The sequence below is a fragment of the Pseudonocardia sp. ZF1 genome (assembly GCF_056835605.1).
In genome coordinates this window covers 1,428,671-1,441,598 of the sequence record NZ_JAJNBY010000001.1, presented here as the reverse complement: position 1 = coordinate 1,441,598, position 12,928 = coordinate 1,428,671, and the positions used below count along the sequence as shown (strand labels likewise).

At 70.6% G+C, this 12,928-nt stretch carries 10 protein-coding genes; 4 read left to right on the top strand and 6 right to left on the bottom strand.

Features of this window, described 5'->3' with window-relative positions:
* Positions 1 to 19: 19 nt before the first annotated feature.
* A complete protein-coding gene (locus ZF1_RS07220) occupies positions 20 to 1,513 on the top strand; it encodes a protein kinase domain-containing protein (RefSeq protein ID WP_482636819.1) in 1,494 nt (497 codons plus the stop codon).
* Here ZF1_RS07220 and ZF1_RS07215 read toward each other — a convergent pair.
* The 4 genes from ZF1_RS07215 to ZF1_RS07200 form a co-directional block, all read right to left on the bottom strand.
* Complete coding sequence (locus ZF1_RS07215; protein WP_482636818.1) at positions 1,500 to 3,653, bottom strand: transglutaminase TgpA family protein; 2,154 nt, start codon at positions 3,651 to 3,653, stop codon at positions 1,500 to 1,502. The genes ZF1_RS07220 and ZF1_RS07215 overlap by 14 nt on opposite strands.
* Positions 3,629 to 4,717 carry a DUF58 domain-containing protein gene (locus tag ZF1_RS07210; RefSeq protein ID WP_482636817.1) on the bottom strand — a complete coding sequence of 363 codons (1,089 nt, stop codon included), beginning with the start codon at positions 4,715 to 4,717 and terminating at the stop codon, positions 3,629 to 3,631. Before ZF1_RS07210 ends, ZF1_RS07215 begins: the two co-directional genes overlap by 25 nt.
* A gap of 43 nt (positions 4,718 to 4,760) precedes the next feature.
* A complete protein-coding gene (locus ZF1_RS07205; protein ID WP_482636816.1) occupies positions 4,761 to 5,717 on the bottom strand; it encodes an AAA family ATPase in 957 nt (318 codons plus the stop codon).
* A gap of 100 nt (positions 5,718 to 5,817) precedes the next feature.
* Positions 5,818 to 7,932, bottom strand: a complete 2,115-nt coding sequence (locus ZF1_RS07200) for a dockerin type I domain-containing protein (protein ID WP_482636815.1) — start codon at positions 7,930 to 7,932, stop codon at positions 5,818 to 5,820.
* Between the two features lie 178 nt (positions 7,933 to 8,110).
* Between ZF1_RS07200 and ZF1_RS07195 the strand changes: the two genes are divergently transcribed.
* Entirely contained in the window at positions 8,111 to 9,556 is a 1,446-nt protein-coding gene (locus ZF1_RS07195; RefSeq protein WP_224403284.1) for an MFS transporter, read from the top strand.
* Between the two features lie 73 nt (positions 9,557 to 9,629).
* Here ZF1_RS07195 and ZF1_RS07190 read toward each other — a convergent pair whose 3' ends face one another.
* Together ZF1_RS07190 and ZF1_RS07185 are read right to left on the bottom strand one after the other, a co-directional pair.
* Positions 9,630 to 10,103 carry a VOC family protein gene (locus ZF1_RS07190; protein ID WP_224403285.1) on the bottom strand — a complete coding sequence of 158 codons (474 nt, stop codon included), beginning with the start codon at positions 10,101 to 10,103 and terminating at the stop codon, positions 9,630 to 9,632.
* Positions 10,104 to 10,114: 11 nt separating this feature from the next.
* Positions 10,115 to 10,873, bottom strand: coding sequence for a GntR family transcriptional regulator (locus ZF1_RS07185; RefSeq protein WP_482636814.1), 759 nt, complete (start codon positions 10,871 to 10,873; stop codon positions 10,115 to 10,117).
* A 147-nt stretch (positions 10,874 to 11,020) separates the two neighbouring features.
* On the opposite strand from ZF1_RS07185, the gene ZF1_RS07180 reads away from it, so the two are divergent.
* Together ZF1_RS07180 and ZF1_RS07175 are read left to right on the top strand one after the other, a co-directional pair.
* The gene (locus ZF1_RS07180; RefSeq protein WP_224403286.1) at positions 11,021 to 11,653 is read left to right on the top strand and encodes a class I SAM-dependent methyltransferase; all 633 of its coding nucleotides are present in this window, start codon (positions 11,021 to 11,023) and stop codon (positions 11,651 to 11,653) included.
* 9 nt (positions 11,654 to 11,662) lie between these two features.
* Positions 11,663 to 12,904 carry an FAD-dependent oxidoreductase gene (locus ZF1_RS07175; protein ID WP_405418810.1) on the top strand — a complete coding sequence of 414 codons (1,242 nt, stop codon included), beginning with the start codon at positions 11,663 to 11,665 and terminating at the stop codon, positions 12,902 to 12,904.
* Positions 12,905 to 12,928 lie beyond the last annotated feature (24 nt).

Sequence of the window (12,928 nt, the reverse complement as noted above, 5' to 3'; positions counted from 1 at the left end):
CTGCCGATACTCTCGGCGGGTGGCGCCCGAGACCCCCGACCTGCCCGGGCTGACAGATCTGCACCCGCTGGGCAGAGGCGGGTTCGCCGACGTCTTTCGCGGCCGGCAAGCTCATCTCGACAGATTCGTCGCGGCGAAGGTCTTCCGGGTTACGCTCGCCGACCGCTCGGCGAGCGATCAGTTCCGCGCCGAGTGCCAGGCGGTGGGGCGGCTCGACGGGCACCCGAACCTGATCAAGGTCTACAGCGCCGACGTCCTGCCGGACGGAAGGCCCTATCTGGTGACCGAGGCCTGTGACAGCTCTCTGCTGGTGCAGGTACAACAGCGAGGGCCACGTCCCGCTGCAGAAGTCGTGGAGCTCGGCCTCACACTGGCCCGTGCGTTGCTCTACGCGCACTCGGCCGGGGTTCTGCACGGCGACGTCACCCCCCAGAACGTACTGCTGAGAGCCACCGGTGCTCCGGTCCTCGCAGACTTCGGCCTCGCGGTCCTCCGGGACTATCAGGGCAACGTCGCCGCCGGGTTCACCATGACGCATGCGGCGCCCGAGACAGTGCGCTATGACGGTGCGATCGACGAACGCACCGACGTCTACGGCTTGGGATCGACCCTCTTCACCGCGCTGACAGGCACTCCCCCTGTTCCGCCACGCCCCGGCGAACCGGATGCCGCGCATGTCACCAGGGTGCTGACCCAGGAGCCGCCGAGGGCTCCTGGGCCGGCCTGGCTGGCCGATCTGCTCGCAGCGATGCTGGCGAAGGAGCCGGGAGCGCGTCCCAACCTGATCGCTGTCGCGGATGCGCTGGACGCTGGAGGGGCGGCACCGACGTTCGCCCCGCCACCCGGCGCCCCGCTCGTCTCGCCTCCGAACACTCCGTCCGCAAGCCACTCGCCGCGGGGACCGGAGCAGTTCGACGCACCCCGCTTCGCGCCACCACCCGACTCTCCGCAGTACGCCCCTCCCATGAACATCCCGGGCGACGACACACGGATCCGGTCGGCGCAGGCTGGCCCTTCCTACGGTCCCCCATCAGGACAGGACTCGACCCGTCTGCGGGCTGGAGGGGCGTCTCCAGCAGCTGAGAAGCCCCGATCCCGTCCGAGGTGGATGCTCCCCGTCGGCGCGGCAGCACTCCTCGTCGTCGGTGGCGGGATCTACGTACTCGCCGGCCCCGGGGACGGTGCCGGCCCTCCGGCTCCTCCGAGCTCCTCGACAGCCCCGTCCGAGCAAGCTGCCGGGATCGCACTCGAGAAGCCTGTCGACAACGGCACCACGGTGGAGCTGACCTGGCACCCTGCCGGCGGGGCCGATCTCGACTACGCAGTGCTGGTCGGACAACCGGGGGCACCCGCGACCGTCGAACTTGTCGGACGAGTGAGTTCCTACTCCGTCGCCGTCGAACCGGGGAAGCAGTACTGCTTCCAGGTCCAGGGGAGCAACCAGGCCGGGACGGTCTCGGAGAGCAACGTGCAGCCCCTCCGGGATGCGGTCTGCCGATTCACGAGTCCTTGATCATCGACTGGCGGAGACCCCGTACGCCTACGGCCGCGCGCAGGCGCTCACCAACAGGACGTCGCGACAGCACCTTCTGAACGACATCGGCCGCGCTCCATGCCTCGTCGGTGAGACCGGGTGGGATCGTGCCACCGGACCACAATGCCTCGTCGACGCACCACGCGAGCCGTTCGAGCTCGGAGGACGAGCCGTTGAGGACGGTCCGGCACGGCTCGATCGCGTCTCGGACCGTCATCGCCGCATGGGTGTCGACACCGTGGTCACGAAGCCGGTCGCGGGTGTCCAGCCACGCACCGACAACTGCCTCGGCCCCGTGCGCCCGGCGGCGGTGCCGGCGTTGGAGCCGCTTCGCGGCAGGAACACCGACCAGCCAGACCAGCAGCAGACCGACCACGACTGCGACCACCACGGGCAGAACCGACCATCCGCGACCGACGGGCATCGGAGCAGGCGTCGTCTGACCGGGCCCGGGCGACTGCTGCGGCGCCGCCTGAGTCGGTTGCTGAGGGTTCGCCTGCGACGCATCGGCGGCCTGCGTCACCGGAGGAGCGTTCTCGGGGTTCTCACGAGCGCCGCCCGTGGGATCGAGCGGAACCCATCCCACCCCGTCGACGGCGACCTCGGGCCAGGCGAAGGCATCGGCGTTGCGGACCACGTAAGCCCCGAAGCCGTCCGGCTTCGGAGACCGGAAGCCGACGACGAGCCGAGCGGGGATACCCGCCTGACTGGCCATGAGGACGTAGGCGGCTGCGAACTGTTCGCTGGTACCTCGCTTGGAGCGGTTCAGGAAGTCGAGAAGTTGCGCGCTACCGCTTCCCGTCGGCAACTCGTCCCCCGTCGCGACGGTGTGGTTGTCCTTCAGCCACGTCTCGATCTTCTGGGCCGTCGCGAACGACGGCGGAGCATTACCGACCGCCGTGGTCGTGGCCGCCGCGATCCCGGCAGGCAGGTCACTGACCTGCACCGACCCCGGTACGGCGGAATTCACTCTGGCTCCGACGAGCTGCTCCCGTCCGGGCTGGGCCGCGCTCCACCGCAGGTGGTAACTCGACCCGACACCGCGATCAGGGTCGAGCAGCGTGCCGGTGGCCGCGTCAACGGCGGGGCTCAGCCCCTCGACGGACTCGGTCCTGTTCTGGCTGGGCAACCACGGACCGTCGGCTCCAGGGCCGAGACTGATCTCGGCGTCGAAGCTTCGCCGGGGCACGGTCACCGATGGATCGCCGTCCAGGGCTGCGCCCAGCGGCCGATAGGTGGCGCTGCTGGTCCACCCGGCACCGTCGAAACCATCGAGCACGAGCTGCGGCCAGCGATCTACCGGGGCACTCGTGTGCGCGGTGAACACGACGGTACCCGGGGCGTCCAGCCGCCCCCCGATCTCGGTCAAGGGGTTGACCGTGCCGGACGGCACCTGGGTGACCTGCATCCTGTCCTGCACCGAATAGGTCGGCAGGCCGAGGGGATCGGCCTCGGCGAGACCCCACGCTCCCAGGCCGGCCACCAGGAGGGCCGGCGCCGCGAGGGCGGTGACATCGGTCAGCCGTCGCGCGGTGAGATCTGAGGCGGCGGACCTTCGACCTGCGGCCAGAACGATCGCCGCCGCGACGCCGTATCCGATCGCCAGGGCGACGGCGTTCCACCCCGACGCGGCGCGGAACGCCTGTCCGAGGAGGAGCAACACGGCGCTGGGAAGCAGCGTGACGAGGGGTGCGAAGCCCCGCCGCAGCCACTCGAGTCCGATGACGGCCGCGAGCAGCGCCAGTAGCGGCACGAACACAAGCAGATGCCCCTCGGGGCGCGCTGGGAGGGTGGATTCGAGTGTGCGTATCCACCCGTCGACCACGCCGTTCAGGACCGCACGTCCCGAGTCTCCCCATGGGGTACCGGGGAGCGACACCACCACGAGGCCAACGACGGCCCCGCCCATGAAACCGAGCAGCGGACGGACGTGCGCCAGCCGCTCGTGACGGAGCGCGAGATGGTCCATCAGGGCCACCGGTAGCAGCACGGCGACGAGCGGTCCGGCCAGTGCTGAGACAGCGAACACCTCGCTGAATCCCAGGCCGGCGACGAGGGCCGCCAGAACGACGCCGACCCCAGACAACCTCGACGTCATCGCGTCATCACCGCGTTCCACGTTGCCAGCGCCTCGACGGCGGTCGGAGCGCGAACGGTGAGGAGCCCATCGCTACCGCGACTCACCGTGTTCGCGGTCAGATCGAAGGCCACGGTCCGTGCGAACCGACGGCCGGGAACACGCACCTCCCGCCCGGCACCGCCGACGTAGACCAGTAGGCCGTCACCCTGCATCCCGCCGAGCCCTCCGAGGTCGAGACCGATCTTGACGCCGTCCTCCTGACGCACCTCGCAGAGGAGATCCAGTACCTCCCGGATGCCTCTCGCCCCACCGACGACGTCGTGACGCAGCCCGGAGGCGGTGCACAGGCGCGAGGGCCGACCTTTCTCTCCCGCCTCCCAGAGCAGGGAGGCCACGATCTCCACCGCCTCCTCGAATCGCTCCGTCGGCAGCACAGTGGACCGGGTGTCGAGGAGTACCACCATCCACGGTTGAGCCGGGTCCGCGTATTCACGAACCATCAGCTGTCCGGTTCGGGCTGTTGCCTTCCAGTGCAGGTGACGTCGTTCGTCCCCGATCACGTATTCCCGCAGCGCCCGCAGGTCCGTGGATCCACGCATCGACTGCGGCGGGGGCTCGCCCTCGTGGTGGTGGCGAGCCCGGCCGGCCGAGGAGAGCCGGACGGGGTGCCGCTTCGGGTAGACCCTCAGCTCCGTCACCTCGCCGATCTCGCCACGAGCACGAGCGAGGCCGAGCAGGTCCGACCGCTCGATCGACAAAGGCCCCAACGGGATCCGCCCCCTCCGGTCGGTGGGAATCTCGTAGCGGTACCGGGCCGAGCCGCCGGCGGGGAGAGCTCGGACCGAGATCTCGCGGACCTCGTCTCCGATCGTGTCGCAGGCGATGAATGCGGCCTGTCGGACAGCCCCTCCATTACCGACGACGAGCTCGGCGAACGCAGTGCCGCCCCGCTGCACTCGATCCGGGTGAACCGCACGTGCGACCGCAGGTCTGACCCGGGAGAACACGGGTGCGACAGCGACGAGGAACGCGCCCAGTGCGCAGCCACCAAGAGCGCGGAGCAGGGTCATGCCCAGCGCCAGCCCGGTCAGATAGAGCGCCACCGCACACACCAGAACCGCGATGCCCCGACGGGTGGGGCGCATGTCAGCGCGCCGAAGCGATCGGAACCGATGTGGTGGCCAGGACATCAGCCAGAACATCTGTCGTCGAGCGCCGGTTGAGTTCGGCTTCCGGGGTGAGGATCAGGCGATGCTCGAGGACCGGGTACGCCACGGCCTTCACGTCGTCCGGGGTGACGTAGCGACGATTCTCGATCGCTGCCGAGGCTCGAGCTGCCCGGATGAGTGCGACGCTCCCGCGCGGGCTGGCGCCGTAACGGATATCGGGGTGCGAGCGGGTGGCCGACGCGACGCGGACCGCGTACGAGGCGACGTGCGGGTCGATGTGCAGCTGCTGCACGGCGGTGATGATCTGCTGGAGCGTGGCGATGTCGAGGACGGGAGCGAGCAGATCCGGGTCGAGTCCGGTCGCATCCCCCAGCACGATTCGCACCTCCGCGTCGTGATCGGGGTAGCCCACCGACAGCCGCATCATGAAGCGGTCGAGCTGGGCCTCCGGGAGCCGATAGGTGCCCTCGAGCTCGATCGGGTTCTGAGTGGCGACAACCAGGAACGGACGCGGCACCGGGTGTGTCTCGGAGTCGACCGTGACCTTTCGCTCTGCCATCACCTCGAGCAACGCGGACTGGGTCTTGGGCGTGCCTCGGTTGATCTCGTCAGCGAGGACGACGTTGGCGAAGATGCCACCCCGGTGGAACTCGAACCGTCCGCTGCTCTGGTGCCACACCATCGTCCCGGTGATGTCACCGGGCAGCACGTCAGGCGTGAACTGGACGCGCTTCCACTCGCCGCCGATGCTGCGGGCGATACTGCGGGCCAGAGTGGTCTTACCCAGCCCTGGGACGTCCTCCAGCAGCAGGTGTCCCTCCGCGAACAAGGCCACGATCGCCATGCGGACAATCTCGGGCTTGCCTTGGACCACGCGCTGGATGTTGTCGGAAAGCGTCCGATACGCGACACTCAGATCGGGGACGACGTTCACTCTGATCCTTCTCGAATGTAATCTGGAGATGTTCTACGTACTGACTCGCGTGTCGTCCGAATCGCCACGACGAGCTCACCTGTCGGCAGCCCTCGAGGAGCTACTGGCAGCTCGTCTCGGGATCATCGGACTTCGGACCGTCATATTTTGAAAGAACCATGCTGAGATCAGTGATATCGACCTTGCCGCTCTTGTTCACGTCACCACTGTGGCCGGGTCCAGTCTGCCCCCACTGCGATTTGACGGCCTGCACATCGGCGCAGTCGACGCTCCCATCGCCGTTGACGTCCTCAGGCACGGTTTTCGCGATCGCCTGCGTGGTGACAGTGTCGGTGGCGGAAGTCGTCGAGCCGTCGAGCTGGTCCACACGCAAGACGACGGAGTAGGTGGTTCCCGGCTCCAAGCCGGTGACCGGAACAGGCTGACTGGAGTTGACCGCGAATGAGGACCCACCACATCGCCCCGACCAGACAGTACGTTCACCGAACTGGAGCGAGCACCCACCTGAGACACCCGGATCGATCGGCGCATTCTGTGTCAGGGTGACCGACGCTGTCGTCGAACCGGTCGCGCGCGCCGCGATATCGAAGTTCAGGGAACAGCCACCCTTGGAGCTACTGGTCACCGATGCCGCAGGCCCCGTAAGCGTTCGACCACCCACGGATGTAACCGCCTTCACAGTGAGGACGAAAGGCCCGGCACAACGGTCCATCCAGATCTCTTTCATCTCCGTCGCGGTTGTCGTCTTGGTGACCGGAGCTCCGGACTCCCCCGTCACCTGGACCACGTAGTTCTTCAACGTCCCCCCGTTCAGATCCGGCGGACTCCATGCCAGTTCGAGCCATGCCTGTCGCATCCCTTCCGAGCCGTCCTTGGTCAGGCGAAGACCGAGCGGTGCGCCCGGTGGCCCGGACACCGGCGGAGGGGGCGGCAGAGGACCCGGCAGCGGGGGGCCCGGCAGCGGGGGCCCCGAAGGGGCCTGCCCTCCGCCGCTACCCGACGGCCCGGACGTGGCGCCACCACCTCCACCCCCGACCGTCGACGTCACGCCTCCGCCCGACGCCCGCGTGGACAGCACGGGCATCACAGCCGAGATCTCGGGTGGCTGCGCCGAGACAGCGGTGTCGGAGGGCACACCGGTGGCGATGGAGGCGATGGTGCCGTCCTTGGCGACCACATGGGTCTTGGACCCGTTCGAGTCGTCGACGTAGAGCCGCCCGTCGCCGCCACGCATGATGCTCGCCGAGTCGTCACCCGGCGGAAGATCCACGGCACCGAGCGGCCTGCCATCCATCGCGAACGTCAGGAGCCTGTGCCGGGTGAGGTCGATGAGCGCCACCACCCCATCGGCAGCCACTGGCCCCGAGAACGAGCCCTGGCCCAGCTCTACGGTGATCGGGGCTCCGCCGGCCTTGCCCATGAGGACCCCGCTGTCGTCGGCCAGTACCAGGCGCGCCGGGTTCGGCATGACGACGGGCAGACGGTTCTCCGAGTCCCGGTCGGCGATGAGCGTCTCGCCAGGGAGATCGACCCCGAGCCCGACCGGCGAGGCCTTGTCCCGGCTGCCGACGATCTGCACCGCATCGTCCGCCAAGGAGACGAATCCAGCCGCGGCCTGGGCGATCGACAACGCGCCCGGTGTTCCGGCCTGTACTGATACAGCGCAGTCGATACTCGTCGCCCCGGCGGACAACGAGCAGATCTGACCGTCGTCGGTCCGCTGAACCCACAGCGTTCCGTCGTCGGTGTACACCGGCCTCGACACGGGACCGCCCACGGGAATGGTCATCGGGGGCACGCCGAGCCGGACGATCGTCCCGGTGTGCTGATAGACGAGGTACGGCCCACCTACGGTCTCGATACCGACCGGCAGCTCGGTTTGTCCACTGGGGAGGGTCGTCTCGACGGTCAGACTGGATTTCCCGAACACGGTGATGTTCCGCCGGCCGACCAGGAAACCCTGGGTCGCCCCCTGCACCGCGAACGCGGGATCATCGTCCGCCTCGGGCACCGTGACCCGCGCATCCACGGCACGGGTACCGCTGTCCACATGGACGACCGCGTTCTCCGAGCGGTTGAAGACCCAGTGTCCGGCCTGTGCGAAGGCAACCCCGGGGACCGCCGCACCGACAACGACAGAAGCAGCCACGACCAAGCCGACCACGACGGCGACACTCACGACCGCTGCCGGAATCCGCCCCTTCGGAAGTTGCACGAACCCTCACTCGATCGACTCGCGTCCACACGTCAGAGACGTAGTCGCTCGAGGTTCTCCTTGCGTAACAGCCCGAGACGGGCGGATGAGACCGGGGAGTGACACCGAGGAAGGGCGGCCGTCGTCGTTCCCGGGTTATCGTCGTCCCAGTTTCGTTAGCTCCGGACAAGGAGATGTCGTGGGGAACGACGTCGTCGTACCGGCCGGTCCCGCCGGACGCCGGCACCGGCTGCTGATCCTGGCCGTGCTGTGCACGAGCATCCTCGTCGTCTCGATGGACGTCACGATCATCAACGTGGCGCTGCCCGCGCTGGTCACCGACCTGCGCGCCTCGATCACCGAGCTGCAGTGGACCGTCGACGCCTACACCGTCGTCCTGGCCTGCTTCCTGATGCTGGCCGGTGCGACGGCCGACCGGGTCGGGCGCCGCCGCGTCTTCCAGACCGGGCTCGTCCTGTTCGGGATCGGGTCGCTGCTGTGCAGCCTGGCCCCGACGGTCGGCTGGCTGATCGGGGCACGGGTGGTCCAGGCGCTCGGCGGCGCGATGCTCAACCCGGTCGCCATGTCGATCATCACCAACGTCTTCACCGACGTCCGGGAGCGGGCCCGCGCGATCGGGGTGTGGGGCGCGATGGTCGGCATCTCGCTGGGCGTCGGCCCGGTGCTCGGCGGGCTGCTCGTGGACAGCGTCGGCTGGCGGGCGATCTTCTGGGTGAACATCCCCGTCGTGCTGGCGGCCTGGGTCCTGACGGCCCGGCTCGTCCCGGAGTCGCGGGCCGCCCGTCCGCGGCGGGCCGACCCGGTGGGTCAGCTCCTCGTGGTGGCGCTGCTCGGGTCGACGGTGGCGGCGGTGATCGAGGGGCCGCGGCTGGGCTGGTCGTCGGCGGGGGTTCTCGGGCTGGCGGTGCTGGCCGTCGTCGCGCTGGTGTCCCTGGTCGTCTGGGAGCGGCGCCACCCCGAACCGCTGGTGGAACTGCGGTTCTTCCGGAGCGCCCCGTTCGCCTCGGCGACGGTGATCGCGGTCTGCGCGTTCGCCGCGTTCGGCTCGCTGCTGTTCCTGTCCGCGCTCTACCTGCAGGACGTCCGCGGGCTCGGTGCGCTGCAGGCCGGGCTGACCCTGCTGCCGGCCGCCGTCGCCACCACGGTGGTCGCGCCGCTGTCCGGGCGGATGGTCGCCGCCCGCGGGGCACGCCTGCCGCTGGTGCTGGGCGGGAGCGCGATGGTGCTGGTCGCGCTCACCTTCTCCCAGCTCTCCCCGACGACGCCGCTGTGGCTGATCCTGCTCGCGCACGGGGTGTTCGGCTGCGGGTTCGCCCTGCTCAACCCGCCGATCACGAACACCGCGGTGAACGGGATGCCGCCGGAGCGGGCCGGGGTCGCCGCCGCGGTGGCCTCGACGAGCAGGCAGGCCGGGCAGTCGTTCGGCGTCGCGGTCAGCGGGACCGTGGTCGCCACCGCGGCGAGCACCGCCGCCGGGGTCGCGACGGCGTGGGCGGTCGTGACGCCGCTGACGGTGGTGGTCGTGGTGCTCGGCGTGCTGGGGACGACGGCGCGGGCCCGTGCGTCGGCAGCACGGGTCGCGGCGCTGTTCCCCGCGGCCCCGTCCCCCGCCCGCGCGTCCTGAGCGGGGGGCGGCGGCATCCCGCCGATGACCCCGGCCGCGGGCCGTCCGGGGACGGGCCGCGACCGGGTACGGCTCAGACGGCGAAGAGCTGCTCCGGGTCGGCGAAGGCCTTGAACTCCAGCGCGTTGCCCGCGGGGTCGAGGAAGAACATCGTCCACTGCTCCCCCGGCTCGCCCTCGAACCGCACGTAGGGCTCGATGACGAAGTCGGTGCCCGCGGCGGTGAGCCGCTCGGCCAGCGCGCGGAACTCCGGGACGCTCAGGACCAGGCCGAAGTGCGGGACCGGCACGTCGTGGCCGTCGACGGGGTTGGTCCCGGCCACACCGGCGCGCGGGGTGTCCGACGGCTCGCCGACCTGGTGGGTGACGACCTGGTGCCCGGCGACGTTCCAGTCCGTCCAGCGCTCGGCGGAGCGGCCGCGGCCGAAGCCGAGCAGCGTGCCGTAGAACTCCCGGGCCGCCTCGATGTCGTCCACCGGGATCGCCAGGTGGAACGGCGGGCGGACGGACGTGACGATCGCGGGGGTTTCCGTGGTCGGTGCGGACACTGGGGTACCTCTCATCCTTCGGTGTCGCGGCCGGACACGATGGCGTCCAGACGCAGGGGATCCCCGGGCCGGAGCCGGCCGAGGAGGTCGGTGTCGCACCTCGCCTCCCGTGCCGCCCAGAACGCGGAGAGCTCGCCCCGGTCGGCCGACCAGGCCGCGTGCAGGCCCTCCTGGCCGCCGTCGATGTGGGCCAGCACGAGACGGCCGAGCTCGTCGGCGTCGCCGTCGGCCAGTGCCTGCACCATGCCCCGGTGCTCGTCCTGCACGCGCTCGTAGGCGCCGGTGCCGTGCACGTAGAACCGGGAGTAGGGCTCCAGGCGGTGGTAGAGCTGGGAGATCAGCTCGTAGCGCAGCGGCAGCCGGGCGAGCCGGTACATGTCGAGGTGGAAGGCCAGGTTGGTGCGGGACCACTCGGCGGCGCCGGTCCGGGCGACCTGGTCCATGTCGCCGGCCATGCCGTCGAACCGCGCGACGTCGCGCCGGGACACCCGGTCTGCGACGTGCGGGGCGAAGCTCGGCTCGACCATGCGCCGCAGGTCGTAGATCTCGTCGATCTCGGCCAGGTCCAGCTCGGTGACGAAGGTGCCGCGGCCGGCCTCGCTGCGCAGCAGGCCCTCGCCGACCAGGGTGCGCAGCGCCTCCCGCAGCGGGATGCGGCTGACGCCGTAGCGGTCCGCCAGCTCCTCCTGCACCAGCCGGTGGCCGGGCGGGTACACGCCTTCCACGATCGCGCGACGCAGGGCGTCGACCAGCGGATCTTCCGGTGCCATGTGCTCTGTATACGGTGGATACAGCGTGTACGGAAGCCCCTCGGCGCTCGCTTAACAGGAACGACACCGACCGACACACGCCCGTCGCCGGGTGACCCGGATCGCCCGGACATGACCGGGACCGCGCGAACGGCCACGATGTACCGCATGGGCCGACCCGACCACGCCGTCTTCCTCAAACGCTCGTTCTCGAAGATGGACCAGCTCGCGACCCCGTTCCTCACCGGACGGCGACTGTGCCGCCAGCTCGCCGCCGTCGTCCCGCGCGGGACGAACGGCGTCGTCGTCGAGCTCGGCGCCGGACCGGGGGTGCTCGCCGAGCCGATCCGCGAGCGGCTCGGGCCGCACGCGCGCTACCTCGCGATCGAGATCGACTCCGAGCTGGTCGCGCACCTGCGCCGGCACAAGCCGTGGCTGGAGGTCGTGCAGGGCGACGTCGCCGACCTGGACCGGATCCTCGACGAGGCCGGCATCACCGAGGTCGACGCGTTCGTCTCGACCCTGCCGTGGGCGGTGTTCCCGCAGACCCTGCGCCTGCAGGTCATGGGCACGATCGCGCGCCGACTGGTCCCGGGCGGGGTGATGAGCATGATCATCACCTGGATGGCGCTGCCGAACCGGGTGCGGGTACTGCGCGACCTGCTCGACACCCACTTCGACGAGGTCGTGGAGACCGCGACCGAGTGGCGCAACCCGCCGCCCGCCCGCACCTTCCTGTGCCGCCGACCGCTCCCCCAGTTCAACTCCCTCGATGGACAAGACACTCGATCGGCGAGCTAACATGGTCGGGTGACCGCGGAACGGACGATCGTCGCGGGCGGTGGCCCCGGCGGCATGCTGCTCGCCTACCTGCTGGCCCGGGCGGGCCTGCCGGTGACACTGCTCGAACGCCACCGGGACTTCGACCGCGACTTCCGCGGCGACTCCCTGCACCCGTGGACGCTCGAGCTGTTCGACCGGCTCGGGCTCGCCGGACGCCTGCTGGAGCAGCCGCACGTCCCGGCCCGGCGGTTCCGCTTCCGCACCGGTCGCGGGACGGTCACCACCACCGACTACGGCCTGCTCGACACCCCCTACGACTACGTCGCGCTCATGCCGCAGGCCCGGTTCCTCGACGTCCTCGCCGCCGAGGCGGCGACCCTGCCGACCTTCGAGCTGCGCACCGGCGCCGCGGTGAACGGCCTGCTCGGCGCCGGCACCGCCGACGACCCCGTCCGCGGGGTGACCCTGCGGTCCGGGGAGCGGATCGACGCCGGGCTGGTCGTCGCCGCCGACGGCCGGTTCTCCCGCCTGCGCACCCTCGCCGGCCTGACCGCGGAGTCCCAGGGGGCCACCACCGACCTGCTGTGGTTCGCCCTGCCCCGCCACGACGACGACCCGCCCGACGCCGCCGTCGACCTGTTCCTCGGCACCCGCAGCTACGTCGGCCTGCTCGGCGGCGAGGACCGCTGGCAGGTCGGACTGTCGCTGCCCAAGGGCGGCTATCCGGCGCTGCGCGAGGCCGGGGTGGAGCACGTGCGCCGCGAGGTCGCCGGGCTGGTGCCGTGGCTGGCCGGCCGGGTCGGTCTGCTCACCGACCTCAACGACGCCACGCTCCTGTCGGTCGACATCTCCCGGGTCCCGGACTGGCACCGGCCCGGCCTGCTGCTGATCGGCGACGCCGCGCACGTCATCTCCCCCGTCGGCGGCAACGGGATCCTGATGGCCCTGCAGGACGCGCTCGCCGCGGCGAACCACCTGGTGCCCGCGCTGCGGGCGGGCACGGTCGGCACCGCGACGCTCGCCGCGGTCCAGGCCGAGCGGGAGCCCGCGATCGTGTCCGTGCAGAGCCGACAGGTCCGCATCGAGCGGGGCGTCGCACGGGCCCGCGAGCGCGGCCGCACCATCGCCCCTCCCGCGTTCGTCCGGCTGCTGATGCGCCTGCCCGCCGTGCGGCGGCGCTCGGCCCGGGACAACGCCTACGGTCCCGTCCCGGTGCATCCGACGCCGGAGCTGGCACGGGAGCTGGGTCTGGCCCCGGTCCCCGCCTGAGCGTCCGCCGCGGCGGACGTAGCG